Source organism: Oricola nitratireducens (genome assembly GCF_014904745.1).
Lineage (GTDB): Bacteria > Pseudomonadota > Alphaproteobacteria > Rhizobiales > Rhizobiaceae > Oricola > Oricola nitratireducens.
The window spans coordinates 168,790-187,275 of the sequence record NZ_JACZCS010000050.1 but is presented as its reverse complement, the minus strand read 5'-3'; the positions used below and the strand labels follow the sequence as shown (position 1 = coordinate 187,275).

The 18,486-nt window shown below is 61.0% G+C and carries 20 protein-coding genes; 15 read left to right on the top strand and 5 right to left on the bottom strand.

The features are described 5' to 3' along the window. Nucleotides 1–143 precede the first annotated feature (143 nt). From IG169_RS21445 to IG169_RS21425, 5 genes are all read left to right on the top strand, one after another. Nucleotides 144–941, top strand: a complete 798-nt coding sequence (locus IG169_RS21445) for a YdcF family protein (protein WP_193178303.1) — start codon at nucleotides 144–146, stop codon at nucleotides 939–941. 497 nt (nucleotides 942–1,438) lie between these two features. Next, on the top strand, nucleotides 1,439–2,839 hold the full coding sequence (locus IG169_RS21440; protein ID WP_193178302.1) for an L-serine ammonia-lyase: 1,401 nt from the start codon (nucleotides 1,439–1,441) through the stop codon (nucleotides 2,837–2,839). 66 nt (nucleotides 2,840–2,905) lie between these two features. Then, on the top strand, nucleotides 2,906–3,343 hold the full coding sequence (locus IG169_RS21435) for a DUF1489 family protein (protein WP_193178301.1): 438 nt from the start codon (nucleotides 2,906–2,908) through the stop codon (nucleotides 3,341–3,343). A 77-nt stretch (nucleotides 3,344–3,420) separates the two neighbouring features. Continuing rightward, on the top strand, nucleotides 3,421–4,155 hold the full coding sequence (locus tag IG169_RS21430) for a vWA domain-containing protein (RefSeq protein ID WP_210326134.1): 735 nt from the start codon (nucleotides 3,421–3,423) through the stop codon (nucleotides 4,153–4,155). A 13-nt stretch (nucleotides 4,156–4,168) separates the two neighbouring features. Then, nucleotides 4,169–4,867, top strand: coding sequence for a DnaJ domain-containing protein (locus IG169_RS21425; protein ID WP_193178300.1), 699 nt, complete (start codon nucleotides 4,169–4,171; stop codon nucleotides 4,865–4,867). 54 nt (nucleotides 4,868–4,921) lie between these two features. Here the strand turns inward: IG169_RS21425 and IG169_RS21420 are convergent, their stop codons facing one another. Next, entirely contained in the window at nucleotides 4,922–6,172 is a 1,251-nt protein-coding gene (locus tag IG169_RS21420) for a serine hydrolase (RefSeq protein ID WP_193178484.1), read from the bottom strand. A gap of 336 nt (nucleotides 6,173–6,508) precedes the next feature. On the opposite strand from IG169_RS21420, the gene IG169_RS21415 reads away from it, so the two are divergent. The 5 genes from IG169_RS21415 (at nucleotide 6,509) to IG169_RS21395 (ending at nucleotide 11,034) form a co-directional block, all read left to right on the top strand. Next, complete coding sequence (locus IG169_RS21415; protein WP_193178483.1) at nucleotides 6,509–6,838, top strand: phasin family protein; 330 nt, start codon at nucleotides 6,509–6,511, stop codon at nucleotides 6,836–6,838. Nucleotides 6,839–7,024: 186 nt separating this feature from the next. Continuing rightward, nucleotides 7,025–7,378 (top strand): ATP-dependent Clp protease adapter ClpS, encoded by a 354-nt coding sequence (gene clpS, locus IG169_RS21410; RefSeq protein ID WP_193178299.1) that lies wholly within the window; start codon nucleotides 7,025–7,027, stop codon nucleotides 7,376–7,378. Beyond that, nucleotides 7,378–9,834, top strand: a complete 2,457-nt coding sequence (gene clpA / locus IG169_RS21405) for an ATP-dependent Clp protease ATP-binding subunit ClpA (protein WP_193178298.1) — start codon at nucleotides 7,378–7,380, stop codon at nucleotides 9,832–9,834. The genes clpS and clpA overlap by 1 nt, the downstream gene beginning before the upstream one ends. A 100-nt stretch (nucleotides 9,835–9,934) precedes the next feature. Then, nucleotides 9,935–10,687 (top strand): AzlC family ABC transporter permease, encoded by a 753-nt coding sequence (locus IG169_RS21400; protein WP_193178297.1) that lies wholly within the window; start codon nucleotides 9,935–9,937, stop codon nucleotides 10,685–10,687. After that, complete coding sequence (locus IG169_RS21395; protein WP_193178296.1) at nucleotides 10,684–11,034, top strand: AzlD domain-containing protein; 351 nt, start codon at nucleotides 10,684–10,686, stop codon at nucleotides 11,032–11,034. The genes IG169_RS21400 and IG169_RS21395 overlap by 4 nt, the downstream gene beginning before the upstream one ends. Here the strand turns inward: IG169_RS21395 and IG169_RS21390 are convergent. From IG169_RS21390 to IG169_RS21375, 4 genes are all read right to left on the bottom strand, one after another. Then, nucleotides 11,031–11,468: an HIT domain-containing protein gene (locus IG169_RS21390; protein WP_193178482.1), complete on the bottom strand. Its 438-nt coding sequence runs from the start codon at nucleotides 11,466–11,468 to the stop codon at nucleotides 11,031–11,033. The two genes, IG169_RS21395 and IG169_RS21390, sit on opposite strands and share 4 nt — an antisense overlap. A 62-nt stretch (nucleotides 11,469–11,530) precedes the next feature. Further along, on the bottom strand, nucleotides 11,531–12,748 hold the full coding sequence (locus IG169_RS21385) for a GNAT family N-acetyltransferase (protein ID WP_193178295.1): 1,218 nt from the start codon (nucleotides 12,746–12,748) through the stop codon (nucleotides 11,531–11,533). Nucleotides 12,749–12,791: 43 nt separating this feature from the next. Continuing rightward, a complete protein-coding gene (locus IG169_RS21380; RefSeq protein WP_428982278.1) occupies nucleotides 12,792–13,511 on the bottom strand; it encodes a glycerophosphodiester phosphodiesterase in 720 nt (239 codons plus the stop codon). Nucleotides 13,512–13,517: 6 nt separating this feature from the next. Beyond that, complete coding sequence (locus tag IG169_RS21375) at nucleotides 13,518–13,979, bottom strand: RidA family protein (RefSeq protein ID WP_193178293.1); 462 nt, start codon at nucleotides 13,977–13,979, stop codon at nucleotides 13,518–13,520. A gap of 109 nt (nucleotides 13,980–14,088) precedes the next feature. On the opposite strand from IG169_RS21375, the gene IG169_RS21370 reads away from it, so the two are divergent. The 5 genes from IG169_RS21370 to frr all read left to right on the top strand — a co-directional run bounded on the left by IG169_RS21370 (nucleotide 14,089) and on the right by frr (nucleotide 18,411). Continuing rightward, nucleotides 14,089–14,916, top strand: coding sequence for a cell envelope integrity EipB family protein (locus tag IG169_RS21370; protein WP_193178292.1), 828 nt, complete (start codon nucleotides 14,089–14,091; stop codon nucleotides 14,914–14,916). Between the two features lie 184 nt (nucleotides 14,917–15,100). Next, nucleotides 15,101–15,925 carry a 30S ribosomal protein S2 gene (gene rpsB, locus IG169_RS21365; RefSeq protein WP_193178291.1) on the top strand — a complete coding sequence of 275 codons (825 nt, stop codon included), beginning with the start codon at nucleotides 15,101–15,103 and terminating at the stop codon, nucleotides 15,923–15,925. A 139-nt stretch (nucleotides 15,926–16,064) separates the two neighbouring features. Further along, nucleotides 16,065–16,979, top strand: coding sequence for a translation elongation factor Ts (gene tsf / locus IG169_RS21360; RefSeq protein WP_193178290.1), 915 nt, complete (start codon nucleotides 16,065–16,067; stop codon nucleotides 16,977–16,979). A gap of 119 nt (nucleotides 16,980–17,098) precedes the next feature. Next, complete coding sequence (gene pyrH, locus IG169_RS21355; protein ID WP_193178289.1) at nucleotides 17,099–17,830, top strand: UMP kinase; 732 nt, start codon at nucleotides 17,099–17,101, stop codon at nucleotides 17,828–17,830. A 20-nt stretch (nucleotides 17,831–17,850) separates the two neighbouring features. Next, nucleotides 17,851–18,411: a ribosome recycling factor gene (gene frr, locus IG169_RS21350; RefSeq protein ID WP_193178288.1), complete on the top strand. Its 561-nt coding sequence runs from the start codon at nucleotides 17,851–17,853 to the stop codon at nucleotides 18,409–18,411. The last annotated feature ends 75 nt before the right edge of the window (nucleotides 18,412–18,486 follow it).

Sequence of the window (18,486 nt, the reverse complement as noted above, 5' to 3'; positions counted from 1 at the left end):
TGCATGCGTCAGCTATTGCACGGCGCGCGCCTGATGCATAGGCGGTTCGCGTCTCCGATTGGGGCGTACCATGCTAAAAGCGTGAGCGAAAAGGGAAGCGGATTCGCGGGGCGAATTTCCGCACAAGGGAACGGTGAGGCACGATGTTCTTTCCCCTGTCGAAAATCGGCTGGCTACTCATTCAACCGATAGGATTGCTCGGTCTGCTGTTCGCGGCGCTATTGGCGTTGTCGATTCGCCGGAGCGCGTGGCTTATTGCGTGGCTGGCCGCAGCGGGCCTCGTTCTGGTACTGGGAACGTCGCAAACGAATATCGGCAAGCTTGCGCTGCAGCCGCTGGAAAATCTCTACGAGCGGCCGGCGGCTATGCCCTTGGCTGGCGAGGTCGCAGGCATCATCGTGCTTGGCGGTGGTTTCGAAGGTGACGTCACACGGTTGCGTGGCGGTTTCGAACTCGGCGAATCAGGTGATCGCTTTGTGGAAGCAGTGCGTCTGGCGCGGCTTTATCCGAAGGTGCCTGTCGTCGTCAGCGGCGGTGAAGCTTCCCTCATCGGCGAGACCGAAGGCGATGCGGCGATTTCCAAACGCTTCTTCGATGCATTCGGCGTAGCGGCGGACCGCCTCATTCTCGAGGACAGGTCCATGAACACATACCAGAATGCCGTTTACACCAAGGCTGTCCTCCCGAAGGATGCGACCGGCAAATGGCTTCTCGTCACGTCCGCCTTTCACATGCCGCGTTCCGCCGCCGCATTTCGCAAGCAGGGGATCGACTTCATCGCCTGGCCCGTCGATTACCGCACGACCGGGCGCGAACGCTTCGAAATCGGACGCGACGACGCCATTCAGGCATTTGCGGAAGTGAGTCTCGCGATGCGCGAATGGGTCGGCCTTGCCGTTTATGCGGCGACCGGACGGATCGATGGAATTCTCCGGAAATGAGACTCTTTCGTTGAATTTGTGAAGCGATTGTTCGCTGGTTCGTGAGGATGCACATAACATATTGAAAGAACGGAATGAATCTTCGGCGCGCATTCAGGGGCGCCTTATCCGCATGTCTGACATGTCGATATTAGCGATTGATTAAGGATTTCGGCCGGCGTATACGGCCGCCTCCTAAAGAGCGCGGGCAAACCGCGCCAATCCAAATCAGGGGCAATACTTGATGGATGAAAAAATCCAGAAATCCTGCTGGGGCACGACAGCCTGGGCAGTGGCGGGATTCGCATGCGTCATGGTCGTTGTGTACCTCATGGGCATGAACGACGTTGCTGAAGTGGCCGCTTCCTTACCGAAGTAGGCTTTTCCGGACTACGCCGGAAACCAAATTTATTCCAAAGCCTTGGCCGTGTCGTAACATGGCCAAGGCGCGTCGGAACCCAATTCGCGCAATTACCGCATTCTGCTAGCTTGGCGGACGTGCAACGGCGATTGGTTCCATGTTTCTCTCAGTCTTCGAACTCTACAAGATCGGTATCGGACCGTCCTCCTCGCACACGATGGGGCCGATGTCCGCCGCAAACCGCTTTCTCGCCGAAATCCGCGACGGCGACTGGCCACGTCCTGTCGGCGCCGAGGTGGCGCGGCTGTCGGTCTCTCTGCACGGGTCTCTCGCCTTTACCGGCGTCGGTCACGCCACCGACCGGGCGGTCATTCTGGGTCTCGCGGGTTACGAGCCGGACAAGATCGATCCCGACGACATCGACGGTATTCTGCAACGCATAAAGGCGGAGAAGTCCGTCTCGCCGGCCGGCCATCCGCGCTACGATTTCGATTCTGCGGCGGATCTCGTCTTCGACCGCGCCAATCCGCTTCCCGGTCATGCCAACGGGATGACCTTTCTCGCCCATGACCGCGACGGGCGCATGCTGTTGCGCCGGGTCTACTATTCGATCGGCGGCGGCTTTGTCGTCAGCGAGGACGAACTGGCGCAGGTGAAGGCGGAGACCGGCAAGGAAAAGCCGTCGAACGTGCCGTATCCTTTCCGCAATGCCGCCGAAATGCTGCAAATGGCGAAGAAGAGCGGCCTGTCGATTTCGGCGATGAAACGGGCAAACGAAGAGGTCGGACGCGCGCCGGCGGAACTCGATCGGGAGCTCGACGCTGTCTGGGATGCGATGGACGGCTGCATCGAACGCGGGTTGCGCGGCGAGGGCATTTTGCCCGGCGGGCTGAAGGTGAAACGCCGTGCGCACCAGATCCACGAACAGCTCCTCGGCGACTGGCAGTCGAACCGCCCGAATCCGATGCTCGCCAATGACTGGCTGGCGGCCTTCGCGATGGCGGTCAACGAAGAAAACGCGGCCGGCGGCAGGGTTGTCACCGCACCGACGAACGGTGCCGCCGGTGTCGTGCCCGCCGTCCTGAAATACATGCAGAAGTTCCACGAATTGGCGAAACCCGAGGACATTCGCAATTTCCTGCTGACGTCCGCGGCTATCGGCGGGTTGATCAAGCACAACGCATCGATTTCCGGAGCCGAGGTTGGTTGCCAGGGCGAGGTCGGCAGCGCCGCCGCCATGGCCGCGGCCGGGCTCGCCGAAGTCCTCGGCGGAACGCCCGAACAGGTCGAAAACGCCGCCGAAATTGCCCTCGAACACCATCTCGGCATGACCTGCGATCCGGTTGCGGGCCTTGTCCAGGTGCCGTGTATCGAGCGCAACGCGCTTGCCGCGGTCAAGGCCGTGACGGCGGCGTCGCTCGCCCTGAAGGGCGACGGCACGCATTTTGTACCGCTCGATGCCTGTGTCGAGACGATGCGCCAGACCGGCCTCGACATGAACGAGAAATACAAGGAAACGAGCCAAGGCGGTCTTGCGGTCAACGTCGTCGCCTGTTGACGCTTCGCCTGTGGACGGCAATGCGCAAAGCTTGACCCGGCCGCGCCGCGCCATAGACCATACGGCATGGCTTTGAACCTCATCAAACTGTGCGTTGGCGCCGACAGCGTCGAGGATCTGCGCGCGTGGATCGATTTCCGCCGCGACGAGATGCGTGCGGCAGGCAAGAAGGCCGAGCATATCCACACCACCCGGATGTTCCCAAAGCGCGCCGGCGAGATCGTTGGCGAGGGCTCTATTTACTGGGTGATCAAGGGCCGCGTTCAGTGCCGCCAGAGGATTGTGGATATCCGCCCGATCGTCGACAGCGAGGGGATATCGCGCTGCCAGATCGTCCTCGATCCGGACGTCGTTCTGACCCAGTCGCAACCGAAGCGCCCGTTTCAGGGCTGGCGATATTACAAGCCGGAGGATGCGCCTGCCGATCTCGGCAACGGGGCGAGCGGCATCGAAGCGTTGCCCGCCGATATGCGTGACGAACTCGCCGATCTTGGCCTGATCTGATCGGTCCGGCTTTGCCCAAAGGCGTTGGCTCGGTTGAATTGCCTTGCATGAGCCTTTGAAAATGCCACATTTCTGCAATGGCGAAACCGATTTCCACGAAGCGCAAGGACGAGGCCGCACGGCAGGCATCGCCGCGCGCCGATATCGCGGCTTTCCTGAAGGCGGCGAAGTCGGTCCCGAAGCGCGGCGAGGGCGGCGGGCGGATCGTGCTTGCCCTTGATGCCACGATGAGCCGCCAACCGACATGGGATCTTGCCTGCTCCATCCAGGCAGAGATGTTCAAGAGCGTCGCCGGCGTCGGCGATCTCGCCATGCAGCTGGTCTATTTTCGCGGGATCGGTGAGTGCCGGTCATCGAAATGGGCGTTCGACGGCAATTCCCTCGCGGACATGATGGCGCGGATCGATTGCCGCGGTGGCCACACCCAGATTCTCAAGGTCCTTAAACACGCGGCCAAGGAACATGCCCACAACCGCATTAATGCGCTTGTTTATATCGGTGACGCCATGGAGGAGAAGATCGACGACCTCGTGCAGGCGGCTGGTGAGCTCGGACTGCGCGGCGTGCCGGTTTTCGTCTTTCAGGAGGGGCACGATCCGGTTGCGGAGCGGGCATTTCGCGAAATCGCCCGGGTTACTCGCGGCGGCTGGTTCCGCTTCGACCGGTCTTCGGCCGCGGTCCTGTCCAGGCTGCTGTCTGCCGTTGCGGTCTACGCGGCCGGCGGGCTCAAGGCGCTGGAAAAGCGCGGCACCCGCGAGGACCGGTTGTTGATCTCCCATATTTCCGGTGGATCGAAAGGGAACGCCAAGTGAAGAGCGTCATGTCATGAGCGTTCTGATCCTGCTTGTTGCCCTGGTCGCCTTCGCAGTCCTCGGCGCATTGTATTTCACATCCGCGCCGCCCGCCCAGATTGTAAGCCTGATCCGCTACGCCGGACCGATTGCATTGGGCTTTGCCGGGATCATCCTCAGTCTTGCGGGGCGTTTTGTCGTTGGCGGGCCGCTGATCATGATGGCGATCGGCTGGTACGGACGTCAGCGCAGGCGGGGAAGACTGGGCGGAATGACCGGACAGAAATCGACCGTTCGCTCCGTCTGGCTCGAAATGGAGCTCGACCACGATACCGGTGATATGGACGGGATGATCCTCGCCGGGCAATTCGAGGGCCGACGGCTGAACGATCTCGGCGAGGGTGATCTGCGCGTGCTCGCGGCTGACCTGAAGGATGACCGCGAGAGCGCCGAACTACTGGAGGCGTATCTTGACCGCCGTATGCCTGGTTGGCGTGACGACGCTGATGCGGATGCTGGCCCGCGGCATGCCGGACCGCACGACACGGGCGCCATGACACATGAGGAAGCCTACAAGATCCTTGGCCTTGAACCGGGCGCGTCCGCTGTGGAGGTCCGAAAGGCGCATCGCCGCCTGATGCAGCGAGTACACCCCGACCTCGGCGGGAACGCTTTTCTTGCGCAACGGGTTAATGAAGCGCGAGACTTTCTCTTGCGTGATCATACTGACTGAGACCCTTGATACTCAATACACACTCAAACGGTCGCTGACGGCGCGAACAGGCCGTCAGGAATTGTCGAAAGCAAGACAGGAATAATTGTACTTCTTCAGCGCCTTGCAGGCTGCCCATGCATCGGACTTGGAATCGAAACCGGCAAAACGCGCCCGGTGATAGACAGTGCCGCTTTTCTCGAACGTCTCGACGAACGGGTCGTGCTTGCCAAGCACCGGCGACGCACGGTCTTGCGCGTTGCGCAGGAATTCCACAGCCTCGTCTTCGGAGGGGAGGGACGCGATCTGGATCACCCAGCCGGACCGCTCCGCGGTCGAGGCGGTCTGGATGGTGTCAAGCGGTTCGGCGGGGCGCGGCGTCGGTTCGGCCGCATAACTCGCCACGACGGCCTCGGTGACGGTCGCGTCCGCCTCGTCGGCGCGATCCGGGTGAGCAGGAACCGGGATCTCTTCCGCAGGCAATTCGGCGATCTCGACGGGCGCATCCGCGAAGTGCGTGGTGCCCTTGCGCGCGACAAGCATGCCGCGCTTGTGCCTGGAGCCCTTGGTCACGGTGCTGGCGAGGAGTTCCCGCATATGCGCGTCGCGCGAAGCGCCGGTCTTGCCGCCCATGACAACGGCGACGATGCTGCGTCCACCAGTATGCACCGATGCGACGAGATTGAAGCCCGATGCCCGCGTATAGCCGGTCTTGATGCCGTCCACGCCGCGCACCTTGCCCAGCAGACGGTTGTGATTGCGCAGATGGGTGCGGCCGTATTTGAAGCTTTGGGTCGAGAAATATTTGAACTGCTCCGGAAAATGTTCCTGCAGCGCGATGCCGAGCGTCGCCATGTCGTGCGCCGTCGTCACCTGGCGCGAATTCGGCAAGCCCGAGGCGTTCTTGAACGTCGTGTGGGACATGCCGAGCGCGTGCGCTTTCGCTGTCATCATTTTCGCGAAGTTGCTCTCGCTGCCGCCGAGATGCTCGGCGATCGCCGCGGCGGCGTCGTTGGCGGATTTCGTGACCAGCGCGAGGATCGCGGTTTCAGCCGTAATGCTCTTGCCGGCGGGTACGCCGAGCTTGGTCGGTTGCATGGATGCGGCATGCCTGGAGAACACGATGCGCGTGTTCTTCGACACCTTGCCCGCCTCCATGGCCTCGAACAGCATGTAGAGCGTCATCATCTTGGTCAGCGATGCCGGATAACGCGGCGCGTCCGCATTGCGCGAATAGAGCGTTTTGCCCGTATTCGCGTCGATGACGAAGGAAGCGTATTTTGAGTTCGCCTCGGCCGATGCGGCGAGCGCGAGGACGACAAGCATGGCCGCAAGCAGCGTGGAAATTGCTTGCGCCAGGGGATGGATTGGCAGCGGCTTGCTGAAAGACACGATGGACACCTGTGACAACACTAACAACGCGTGGCCCCAATCGGGCCGTCGGGAGCTTTGAGAGACGATATCCAGTCGACGTTACCAAGTGGTTTATGGTGACTGGAAAGTTACTGCCGTTGCGGCAATTTTTCGAAAATTGAGGAGAAAATTGTGCGCTGCAAAAATCATGTTGAAATTTTGTGCATTGCACACTATTATTTGGGCAAGGTCGGACGATCGTCCGTTACTGACGAGAATTCACCCCTCTATTGAAACAGGTGCACCATGATGAAATCGTTCGAAGACGCCAACAAAGTCGGCAAGGAAATGATGGATCACTCCCTGAAGAGCTACGCCGCGATGACCCAGGGCATCCAGGCCATTGCGTCGGAAGCCACCGACTATTCGAAGAAGTCCTATGAAGACGGCGTCGCCGCTTTCGAGAAGCTTGCTGCCGCCAAGTCGATCGAAAAGGCGATGGAACTGCAGACCGACTACATGAAAACGGCCTATGAGTCGTTTGTGGCCCAGTCGACGAAAATGAGCGAGCTCTATGCCGATCTCGCCAAGGAAGCCTACAAGCCGTACGAAACGGCCGTTGCCTCCGTCACGAAGTAGGTTTCGCGCAGATAGCATCCATTTGGATGAGTGAATCGGCCCGCATGAGAAATCATGCGGGCCGTTTGTTTGTGGTGTTGCGATTTGACGGCTTGCGCAGTGCCCGAGGGGGCTTAAAATCGCCATGTGAATCCCTAAGTAACTGGAGCAGGAGCCAGTCGGGTCAGGGGCAAACACAGGATAAAGATGAGATACAAGCCGGAATGGATGCAAGCGGACAACGGCCAGGAAGGCGGCGGTGAAGGGCGCGGGACTGCAGTCATTACCCGCACCAAGCCGAAGGTCAAGAAGCCTAGCCTCTACCGAGTCCTGCTTTTGAACGATGATTACACCCCGATGGAATTCGTGGTGCACGTCCTTGAGCGCTTCTTTCAGAAGAACCGTGAGCAGGCGACGCGGATCATGTTGCATGTCCACAATCACGGCGTGGGCGAGTGTGGCGTTTACACATACGAGGTAGCCGAAACCAAAGTGACGCAGGTGATGGATTTCGCCCGTCAGAACCAGCACCCTTTACAGTGCGTGATGGAGAAGAAGTAATGCCGACATTCACCGCAAGCCTGGAGAAGTCGCTGCATCAGGCACTGACCTATGCAAACGAGCGCGAGCACGAATACGCGACACTCGAGCATCTCCTCCTCGCCCTGATCGACGATCAGGACGCCAAGGCCGTCATGGACGCGTGCAGCGTCGATACCGAAGCGCTCCGCAAGACCGTGCTCGATTATGTCGACAACGAGCTCGACAATCTCGTTACCGGCTACGACGAGGACGCCAAGCCGACCGCCGGTTTCCAGCGCGTGATCCAGCGTGCGGTCATCCATGTCCAGTCGTCCGGGCGCGAGGAAGTGACCGGCGCCAATGTGCTGGTCGCGATTTTCGCCGAACGCGAGAGCCACGCCGCCTACTTCCTGCAGGAGCAGGACATGACCCGCTATGACGCGGTGAACTACATCGCGCATGGCATCGCCAAGCGCCCCGGCGCGTCCGTGACCCGGCCGCCGGAAGGCGCCGAGGAGCAGGGCAGGGCAGAGGGGCCGGCGACCGAAGGCGAAGACGCCAGCAAGAAGAAGCCGCAGGACGCACTCAGCGCCTATTGCGTCAACCTCAATCAGAAGGCGCGCGACGGCAAGATCGATCCGCTGATCGGCCGCACCGCCGAGGTCAATCGCACGATCCAGATCCTGTGCCGGCGCTCCAAGAACAACCCGCTCTATGTCGGCGATCCCGGCGTGGGCAAGACGGCGATTGCCGAAGGCCTCGCCAAACGCATCGTCGAGGGCGATGTGCCCGAGGTTCTGGCAACCTCGACCATCTTCTCGCTCGATATGGGCGCGCTGCTTGCCGGTACGCGTTATCGCGGCGACTTCGAGGAGCGGCTGAAGCAGGTTGTCAAGGAATTGGAGGAGATGCCCGGTGCGGTTCTCTTCATTGACGAGATCCACACAGTCATCGGTGCCGGCGCGACGTCCGGCGGCGCAATGGACGCGTCCAATCTCCTGAAACCCGCGTTGTCGTCCGGGGCGATCCGCTGCATCGGTTCGACGACCTACAAGGAATACCGCCAGTTCTTCGAGAAGGACCGCGCACTCGTGCGCCGGTTCCAGAAGATCGATGTCAACGAGCCGAACCTCGAGGACGCCATCGAGATCATGAAGGGCCTGAAGCCCTATTTCGAGGAGTTCCACAAGATCAAGTATACCGACGACGCGATCCGTTCGGCCGTCGAGTTGTCGGCGCGCTACATCAACGACCGCAAGCTCCCGGACAAGGCGATCGACGTCGTTGACGAGACCGGTGCGAGCCAGATGCTGCTACCCGAGAACAAGCGCAAGAAATCCATCGGCGTAAAGGAAATCGAGGCGACGATCGCGACCATGGCGCGCATCCCGCCGAAGACCGTTTCCAAGGACGACGAGGAGGTTCTCGCCAATCTCGAGAAGGAGCTGAAACGCGTTGTTTACGGCCAGGATCTCGCCATCGAGTCGCTCGCGTCCGCCATCAAGCTGGCGCGCGCCGGCCTGCGCGAACCGGAAAAGCCGATCGGCTCCTACCTGTTCTCCGGTCCGACCGGCGTCGGCAAGACCGAGGTTGCGCGCCAGCTCGCCATGTCGCTCGGCGTGGAGTTGCTGCGTTTCGACATGTCGGAATACATGGAACGGCACACCGTTTCGCGTCTGATCGGCGCGCCGCCCGGCTATGTCGGCTTCGACCAGGGCGGATTGCTGACCGACGGTGTCGACCAGCATCCGCATTGCGTGTTGTTGCTCGATGAAATCGAAAAGGCCCATCCGGACCTGTTCAACATCCTGTTGCAGGTGATGGACCATGGCAAGTTGACCGACAACAACGGCAAGCAGGTCGATTTCCGCAACACGATCATCATCATGACGACCAATGCGGGCGCGTCCGAAATGGCCAGGAACGCTATCGGCTTCGGCTCGACCAAGCGCGAAGGCGACGACACGGAGGCGATCAACAGGCTGTTCTCGCCGGAATTCCGCAACCGTCTGGACGCGATCATCCCGTTCGGTCCGTTGCCTGTGCCGGTCATTCACCGCGTCGTCGAGAAATTCGTTATGCAACTGGAAGCCCAGCTTTCGGACCGCGGTGTCATCTTCGACCTGTCGAAGGAGGCGATCGCCTGGCTTGCCGAGCGTGGCTACGACGAGAAGATGGGCGCGCGTCCGCTTGGCCGCGTGATCCAGGAGCACATCAAGAAGCCATTGGCCGAAGAAGTGCTGTTCGGCAAGCTGAAGAAGGGCGGCACGGTCAAGGTGACGGTCGAGAAGGACGAACTCGGCGAACCGAAACTGAAGCTCGAATCGATTGCCGACGAGCCGCGCGCCAAGCCGAAGAAGCAGCCGCGCAAAACGGCGGCGAAGCGCAAGCCCTCGGCCGGCAAGGCAGCGGTCAGCGCCGACAGCGCTGCGGCCCCGGACGACAAGCTGGCGCCGAAACCGAAGCCTTCCGTGCCGAAAGTGCCGCGCAAATAGGCTCGGCTGATCGGACAAAGCGTTGAACGGGCGGGATTTCCCGCCCGTTTTTCATTTTGGCGCTCTCGCCAACGCGCGGGCTGCGTGCTAGCGCGGGATCATGCAATCGCTCCCCTCCGGCCAGCCGAAAGACAGCACTGCGTTTCTCTGGTTCGCACGGGGGATGCGCAATATCGTGTCGCTGCCCGCGCTCATTCTGATGAGCGCCTTCATCGGCTTTGCCGGTTTTGCGAAGGAAAGCGGGATCGATCTGACGCATGCCGTTTTCATGACCGCCGCGATCTGGGCGCTGCCGGCGCAGGTCGTGCTGATCGCGGCGATACAGGCGGGCACCGCGCTGGTGCCGACATTCATCGCGGTTACCCTGTCCTCGGTCCGGTTGATGCCGATGGTCACGACCCTCGTGCCGGATCTGCGCGCCGAAAAGACCAGGACGCTGACGCTCCTGTTTCTGTCGCATTTCGTGGCGGTGACATCCTGGGTGATGGCGAATGAACGCATCGGACGCGTTCCGAGACAACACCGCACCGCCTTTTTCGCCGGGTTCGCCGTCACGCTGACGACGCTCAACATTATCGTTGTCGCGGTGGTTTATACGTTTTCGGCCGGAATTCCCGCGATGGTTCTCGGTGCGCTGTTCTTCCTGACGCCGATCTATTTCCTGACGTCGCTCTGGGCGACAGCGCGCGATCATGTCATCAAGATCGCGATGGTTCTGGGGCTTGCGTTGGGACCGGTGTTCTATCTCGTAGCTCCGAAATTCGACCTGCTTCTCGCCGGCCTTGTCGGCGGCACGCTGGCGTTTTTCATCGGGCGTAGGTTTTCCGCGAAAGGGAAGGGAGGCGGGCAATGAACTATCAAGCGTTCGATGCCTGGTGGTGGCCGTTCCTGTTCATCCTGATCGCAGGCTGGTTTGCGACCGATGTCTGGCGTTACACCGGCGTTCTGCTCGGGCGCCGTTTGAGCGAGACCTCCCAGGTTTTCGTGCTCGTGCGCGCCGTCGCGACGGCGCTCGTCGCCGCCGTGATCGCCCGTCTGGTCGTTTTCCCCTCGGGCGTGCTCGCGGAGACGGCGCTGGCGCTACGCATCGGCGCGGCGGCGATCGGTTTTGTCGCGTTCCTGTTGGGAGGACAGCGCATTGCGATTGGCGTCGCGACGGCGCTTGCCGTCCTTCTGGCCGGGATGATGATGGGGTTTTAAACCTGGTTTTCGAGCGCGGTGACCAGTTTCCTGGCGTTGCCGGCCAGGATCGCCGGGTCTTCCATCTTGCCGACATGCCTGCGCAGCGGAACGCCCGTGACGCACGGAATGACATGCACGTGCAGGTGAAACACCGTCTGGCCGCAGGCGGGCTCGTTGAACTGCCTAATGACCACGCCGTCGGCATTGAATGCACGCATGGACGCTTGCGCGATCTTCTGGGTAGTCGCGAACACCTTGGCCAACACGGCGGGGTCGGCGTCCAGAATGTTGCGTGACGGCGCTTTCGGGATCACCAGCGAATGACCGTCGGATTCCGGCATGACGTCCATGATCACGATGCAGTCGTCGTCCTCGTGAACCTTGTGGCTGGGAATGTCCCCGCGCAGGATCTTGGCGAAAATATTGTCCGGATCGTATTCGGCGCTCATGATGGTCTCCCTTTCACCGATTTCCTAAACCGGTCCGGGATCGGCATCAATGCCGCGTTTCTTCGTCAATCGCCCTTTTTGAACGGGGCATGTTCGCTCAGCACCTGGCCGAAATGCGCGACCTCCGCGCGCTCGTGTTGGAGGTAGTCCGCGACCGCCCTGCGGAAACCTTCATGCGGAATGAAATGCGCCGAATGCGTCGTCACGGGCAGATAGCCGCGTGCCAGCTTGTGTTCGCCCTGCGCGCCGGCCTCCACATATTCGAGTCCGTTGGAAATCGCGAACTCGATCGCCTGATAATAGCAGACCTCGAAATGCAGGCAGGGATGGTTTTCGATACAGCCCCAATGCCGGCCGAAAAGGCGGTCGCCGCCGATGAAGTTGATCGCGCCCGCGATGTATCGGCCGTCTCGCCTGGCCATCACCAGCAAAATGTCGTCGGGCATTCTCTCGGCGATCAGCGAATAGAATGTCCGGTTCAGATAGGGCCGGCCCCACTTGCGGCTGCCGGTATCCATGTAGAATTCGTAGAATGCGTCCATGGCGCTCTCGGTCAGGTCGCTGCCGGTCAGCCAATCGATGCTGATGCCGTTTTCGAGCGCGGTTTGCCGTTCCTTGCGGATGTTCTTGCGCTTGCGTGAGGCGAGCGTTTCCAGGAACTGGTCGAAATCGCCGAAGCCGTCATTGTGGAAGTGGAACTGCTGGTCGGTCCGGTGCAGGAAATCGGCCGCGGTCAGCGCCGCGATATCCGCTTCGGTCGCGAAGGTCACATGCGCCGAGGAAACGCCAAGCTTCGTCGTCAGCGCCTTGAGGCCGCCGGCAAGCGCCTGTTTCGCGGCTCCCGTGTCGATATCGCCAGAGACCATCAGGCGCGGCCCGGTGGCGGGCGTGAACGGGACGGAACACTGCAGCTTGGGATAATAGTGTCCGCCCGCGCGTTCATAGGCGTCGGCCCAGCTGTGATCGAAGACATATTCGCCCTGGCTGTGCGATTTCAGGTAGCAGGGCAGGGCCGCGATGATCTTGCCCCGGCTGTCCTCGAGCGTCAGGTGCTGGCCGTGCCAGCCGCTTTGTGCCGTGGCGCAGCCCGATTCCTCGAGCGCATTCAGGAAAGCATGCGAGACAAAGGGATTGTAAGCCGTTTCACCGCCGGGGGCCGCGCCGGAAAGGCGGCTCCACTGCGCATGATCGATGCTTGAAAACTGGTCGCGCACACGGATCACGAATTCGTCGCCCTCGCGCGCCTGATCCTGTGCGCCATGGCCTTGCGGTAATTCGTTCATGCACAGAGAATTACCGCATGATGCGGTGCAAACAAGCCTCTACTCAACGATCCGGATCAAATCCCTCGAAAGTCATCTGGTCGGCGTATCTGCGGGTGGCCTCGACTTCCTCGGGCGTGCGCACCGTCCAGGTGATGACGGGCAGACCGAGATCCTTGCGCACGTGCTCGATGAAGTGGTTCGGCAGTTCCTTGACGTGGTAGGAGATGAAGGAAATGCCGAGCGGCAGGACTTTTTCGTGCATCGCGAAGGCCGGTTTGCCGGTGCCTTCCGCCGTCAGCCCGTAAGGAACGGCTGAACCACTGTGTTTGAATTCCGAAAGCAGGTGGTGGGTGAACGACATGACCGCGACCGGCCCCGAATAGCCGACGAGGTCGCCGGCGACCGCCAGCGCAAGTTCGCGATTGCGCGGCGCGTTGTCCTTCATCTCGATCACCACCGGCACCCGGCCCGCCACCAGGGTCAGGACTTCGGCCAGCGTCGGAATGCGATCGCGCGACCCGGTGATTTCAATCGCGCCGAGTTCCAGCGCGGTGCGGTCCGCGACCAGTCCGTTTTCACCGGTGAGGCGGTCCAGCGCCGAGTCGTGAAACACCATCGCGACACCGTCGGCTGAAAGCTGTACGTCGAGTTCGATCGCGAAATCGCGTTCGATCGCGGCCTCGAACGCCGGCAACGAATTCTCGATCCGGCCGGCGCTTGCGTCGTGCAGGCCCCGATGCGCGATCGGGCGCCGCGTGAGAAAATCGGGCGAAACCATGATGTTGGATCAGAATTCGATGATAGCTTCGATCTCGACCGGCGCATTGAGCGGCAGTGAAGCCATACCGACGGCCGAACGGGCATGCCGGCCCGTTTCGCCGAGAACCTCGGCAAGGAAATCCGACGCGCCGTTGGCGACGAGGTGCTGTTCGATGAAATCGGGCGTCGAGGCGACGAACACCGAGATCTTGACGATGCGCTTGATCCTGGCGAGATCGTTCAGCGCGGCCTGGGCCTGGGCGAGAATGTTGACGGCACACCATTTCGCCGCTTCGCGCCCCTGCTCGACGGTCACGTCCCGTCCGAGAAGCCCCTTGTGGATCATGGCGCCGTCTTTCAGCGGCAGTTGGCCGGATGTGTACAGAAGATTGCCGCTGATCACCGCCGGAAGATAATTTGCAGCGGGTGCGGCGGCCTCCGGCACGGCGATTCCGAGTGCCGTGAGCCGTTCACTGATTGTCGATGTCATCTGGTCACCTTTGCTTCAAACGATCGGGCGTGGCAGATGCTCTCTTGCATCTTTTGCCTCGCTTCCGCCACGAGAAAACCTATAGTCGTCGCAAAAACAGGACCCGATAATGACTCGCACATCCGCAAAGCTGATCGCCGCCGTCTTCGCTTCCGTTACGGCCGCCGCCGGCATGTTTCCCGGCACGGCTTCCGCGCAGCCGCTGGCGGCCCATCGAGCGGTTTACGACGTTGCCCTGAAGGACGCCTCGGATCGTTCGGGCATCACCGGTATGGACGGACGCATCGTCTATGAATTCCAGGGATCGGTCTGCGACGGCTACACGACGAACTTCCGTTTCGTGACGCGGATTCTTTCTGCGGGCGGCGACCGGGTCACCGACCAGCAGACATCGACCTATGAGGACGGCACCGGCGAGAATTTCCGTTTCATCACAAAATCCTTCGTCGACGAGCGGCTCGACCGCGAACTTTCCGGAAGCGCCGTTCACAAGGACGATTCGACGATCGTGACCCTGAAGAAACCGCAGGAATCGGAATTCGTTCTGGGACCGGCGCTTTTCCCGACCGCCCATATCCTGGATTTGCTCCATCGCGCCGATGAGGGTGAGACCGTCTACGAAACGAAGGTCTTCGACGGCTCCGAGGATGGCGACCGCGTCATGACGACGACCGTCATCGTTGGACAGAAAAAGACGGGAACGGACGGCGACGGCAAGAATGCCGGCCCGCTGAAGGCTGATCCCTTCCGCAATGTCTCGATCTCCTATTTCGACGAGCAGAGCGAGAACGCCGGCGAAGCGCTCCCCAACTACCAGATATCGTTCAAGCTCTATGAGAACGGCGTCACCCGTGATCTCGTCATGGACTACGGCGATTTCGTTCTGACCGGCGCATTGTCCCACCTCGACATGCTGCCGCAGGAAAGCTGCAAATAGACTTGCGGACCGCCGTCTCCCGGCGGTTTGCTGCAATGCACTTGCAAAACCGGCGCCAATAGGCTATCGCGCGCCTCATTCCACACACGAAGTTCGGGTTCGAACCGGGAGAAATCCGGCCGGGCCCACCGGTGGCGGGAAACCGCTTTTCGCTTCGTGGAGGTTAAACCGGAAAGGAAAAACGATGGCATTGCCTGATTACAGCATGCGCCAGCTGTTGGAAGCTGGTGTTCACTTCGGTCACCAGACGCACCGCTGGAACCCCAAAATGTCCCGATATATTTTCGGGGCGCGCAACAACATTCACATTCTCGATCTTTCGCAGACCGTGCCGCTGCTGCACCAGGCGCTGAAGATTGTTTCCGATACCGTCGCCGGTGGCGGTCGCGTTCTCTTCGTTGGCACCAAGCGCCAGGCGTCCGAAATCGTCGCCGACGCGGCAGGCCGCTGCGCCCAGTACTACGTCAATGCCCGCTGGCTTGGCGGCATGATGACCAACTGGAAGACGATTTCGAACTCGATCCAGCGCCTGCGCAAGGTCGACGAAATCCTGGCGTCCGACGCGCAGGGCTTCACCAAGAAGGAACGCCTCAACCTCGAGCGCGAGCGTGAAAAGCTCAATCGCGCACTGGGCGGCATCAAGGACATGGGCGGCACCCCCGACCTGATGTTCGTGATCGACACCAATAAGGAAGCGATCGCCATCCAGGAAGCCAAGCGTCTCGGCATCCCGGTCGTCGCGATCGTCGATTCGAACTGCGATCCGGACGTGGTCGACTACCCTATCCCCGGCAACGACGACGCCGCTCGCGCCATCTCGCTTTACTGCGACCTGATTGCGCGCGCCGCTCTTGACGGAATTGCGCGCCAGCAGGGCGCATCCGGCGTCGATATCGGCGCGTCCGCCGAGGCTCCGATCGAGGAAGTCCTGGCTGAGGCCCCGGCCGAAGAAGCGCCCGCCGAGGCTCCGGCCGAAGCCGCCGAGCCGGCAGCTGAAGCCCAGGCCTGATCTGCCTTATCCGCGCCCGGCATCGCCGGGTGCGGTCATCAAACCGTTACATGAATCGGCGCAAGGCATGGATGAATGCCCCGTGCGTCACCCTTTCGGACCGCGCGTCCGAACCCGTTCGACATAAAGAGGCGAACCGATGAGCATCTCTGCATCTCTCGTTAAACAACTCCGCGACCAGACCGGCGCCGGCATGATGGACTGCAAGGCCGCGCTGACGGAAACCAATGGCGACATCGAGGCCGCTATCGACTGGCTGCGCAAGAAAGGCATCGCGAAAGCCGACAAGAAGTCCGGTCGCACCGCTGCTGAAGGTCTCGTCGGCGTCGCGTCCGACGACAAGGGCGCGGTCGTTGTCGAGGTCAATTCGGAGACCGACTTCGTTGCCCGCAACGATGCCTTCCAGGACCTCGTGCGCAACATCGCAAATGCTGCCCTTTCGACCGACGGTTCCGTGGAAGCGGTAGCCGCTACCGCGTATCCGGGCGGGTCCAAGTCGATCGCCGAGACCGTTACGGACGCTATTGCGACCATCGGCGAGAACATGAACCTGCGCCGTTCGGCGCGTCTCGACGGCACGGTCGCGACCTATGTGCACAACTCCGTCGGCGACGGTCTCGGCAAGCTTGGCGTGCTCGTCGCCATCGAAACGACCGGCGACAAGGAGGCAGCGCGCGCCATTGGTCGCCAGATCGCGATGCATGTTGCCGCCACCAATCCGTTGGCGCTCGATGTCAGCGATCTCGACCAGGCCGCGGTCGACCGCGAACGCTCGATCTTTTCCGAGCAGGCGCGCGCGTCGGGCAAGCCGGACAACATCATCGAGAAGATGGTCGAAGGCCGCCTGCGCAAGTTCTACGAGGAAGTCTGCCTCGTGAAGCAGGCTTTCGTCATCAATCCGGACCTGACGGTCGAGAAGGCTCTTGCGGAAGCCGAGAAGGAAATCGGCGCTCCGGCAAAGATCGCCGGCTTCATTCGCTTCGCTCTCGGTGAGGGCATCGAGAAGGAAGAAAGCGACTTTGCCGCCGAAGTCGCGGCTGCCGCGAAGGGCTGATAGCCGATACGTCACGCAATCTTCGGGATTGCGGATTTTGCGATGGGGCACCGCGTGACAACGTGGTGCCCTTCATGTATCGGGAAGGCACGATTCAACCGCTTTTTCGATGATATTTCATGTCCGTCTCCCCCATGTATAAGCGCGTCCTCCTAAAGGTGTCCGGTGAGGCCCTGATGGGCAATCAGGGCTTCGGTATCGATGTCGAAGTCGCTGACCGAATCGCCGGTGACATCAAGGATGCCATCGACATGGGAGTGCAGGTCGCTGTCGTGATCGGCGGCGGCAACATTTTCCGCGGCGTGGCCGTCGCCTCCAAGGGGGGAGACCGCGTCACCGGCGACCATATGGGCATGCTGGCCACCGTCATAAATTCGCTGGCGCTGCGAACGTCTCTCGTCAAGAAGGGCGTGGATGCAGTCGTCCTCTCGGCCATCGCGATGCCGCAGTTGTGCGAGAGCTTTTCCCAGCGCAAGGCCATGGCATACATGGAGCAGGGGCGGGTGGTGATTTTCGCGGGCGGCACCGGCAATCCCTATTTCACGACGGACTCCGCGGCCGCCTTGCGCGCTGCCGAAATCGGCGCGGATGCCCTGTTCAAGGGAACCCAGGTCGACGGGGTCTATTCCGCCGATCCGAAGCAGGTCCCCGACGCCGAACGGTTCACCAGCATCACCCACGACGAGGTGATCGCCCGCGGATTGTCGGTGATGGATGTGGCCGCCGTCGCCTTGACCCGCGAAAACCGCATTCCCATTGTTGTCTTTTCGATTCATGAGTGTGGTGGTTTCTCCGATATTCTTCGCGGCGGTGGCCGGTCGACATTGGTGACAGACAAGCGACCGCTGTAAGGCAGGAAAAGGACAAGGAAATGAGCCAGGAATTCGATATCGAGGATATCAAGCGCCGAATGGAGGGAGCGGTCTCTTCGTTCCAGGGGGATCTCGGCGGATTGCGGACCGGCCGCGCATCGCCTTCGCTTCTCGAGCCGATCACGATCGATGCCTATGGTTCGCAAATGCCCATCAATCAGGTTGCCAATATCACGGTTCCCGAACCGCGCATGCTTTCGGTCTCGGTGTGGGACAAATCAATGGTATCGGCGATCGAGAAGGCGATCCGCGAATCGACGCTCGGCCTCAATCCGATGACCGACGGCACGACCATTCGCGTTCCGTTGCCGGAACTGAACGAAGAGCGTCGACGCGAACTGGCCAAGATTGCCCATCAATATGCGGAAAATGCGCGTATCGCGGTGCGCCACGTCCGCCGTGATGGTATGGAGACATTGAAGCGCCTGGAAAAAGACGGCGAGATCAGCCAGGACGACAGCCGGACGAAGTCCGACGACGTTCAAAAACAGACGGACCAGACCATTTCCAGGATCGATTCTCTTTTGGCGGAAAAAGAGTCGGAAATCATGCAGGTTTAGTCCGCAGGGTATGCGCAATGTCCGCATGCAGGAGTGAGGCGCATCGCATTGGCCGGTGACAACGAAAACCAGGAC

Bases quoted from the DNA above. Each gene is read 5' to 3' on its own strand.
- IG169_RS21435 (WP_193178301.1), top strand. From the start codon at position 2,906: ATGGCTTTGAACCTCATCAAACTGTGCGTTGGCGCCGACAGCGTCGAG.
- IG169_RS21440 (WP_193178302.1), top strand. From the start codon at position 1,439: ATGTTTCTCTCAGTCTTCGAACTCTACAAGATCGGTATCGGACCGTCC.
- IG169_RS21375 (WP_193178293.1), bottom strand. From the start codon at position 13,979: ATGACATCGACAATCAGTGAACGGCTCACGGCACTCGGAATCGCCGTG.
- IG169_RS21425 (WP_193178300.1), top strand. From the start codon at position 4,169: ATGAGCGTTCTGATCCTGCTTGTTGCCCTGGTCGCCTTCGCAGTCCTC.
- IG169_RS21400 (WP_193178297.1), top strand. From the start codon at position 9,935: ATGCAATCGCTCCCCTCCGGCCAGCCGAAAGACAGCACTGCGTTTCTC.
- IG169_RS21415 (WP_193178483.1), top strand. From the start codon at position 6,509: ATGAAATCGTTCGAAGACGCCAACAAAGTCGGCAAGGAAATGATGGAT.
- IG169_RS21385 (WP_193178295.1), bottom strand. From the start codon at position 12,748: ATGAACGAATTACCGCAAGGCCATGGCGCACAGGATCAGGCGCGCGAG.
- IG169_RS21395 (WP_193178296.1), top strand. From the start codon at position 10,684: ATGAACTATCAAGCGTTCGATGCCTGGTGGTGGCCGTTCCTGTTCATC.
- IG169_RS21420 (WP_193178484.1), bottom strand. From the start codon at position 6,172: ATGCTTGTCGTCCTCGCGCTCGCCGCATCGGCCGAGGCGAACTCAAAA.
- rpsB (WP_193178291.1), top strand. From the start codon at position 15,101: ATGGCATTGCCTGATTACAGCATGCGCCAGCTGTTGGAAGCTGGTGTT.
- IG169_RS21445 (WP_193178303.1), top strand. From the start codon at position 144: ATGTTCTTTCCCCTGTCGAAAATCGGCTGGCTACTCATTCAACCGATA.
- clpA (WP_193178298.1), top strand. From the start codon at position 7,378: ATGCCGACATTCACCGCAAGCCTGGAGAAGTCGCTGCATCAGGCACTG.
- IG169_RS21430 (WP_210326134.1), top strand. From the start codon at position 3,421: ATGGCGAAACCGATTTCCACGAAGCGCAAGGACGAGGCCGCACGGCAG.
- clpS (WP_193178299.1), top strand. From the start codon at position 7,025: ATGAGATACAAGCCGGAATGGATGCAAGCGGACAACGGCCAGGAAGGC.
- tsf (WP_193178290.1), top strand. From the start codon at position 16,065: ATGAGCATCTCTGCATCTCTCGTTAAACAACTCCGCGACCAGACCGGC.
- pyrH (WP_193178289.1), top strand. From the start codon at position 17,099: ATGTCCGTCTCCCCCATGTATAAGCGCGTCCTCCTAAAGGTGTCCGGT.
- IG169_RS21370 (WP_193178292.1), top strand. From the start codon at position 14,089: ATGACTCGCACATCCGCAAAGCTGATCGCCGCCGTCTTCGCTTCCGTT.
- frr (WP_193178288.1), top strand. From the start codon at position 17,851: ATGAGCCAGGAATTCGATATCGAGGATATCAAGCGCCGAATGGAGGGA.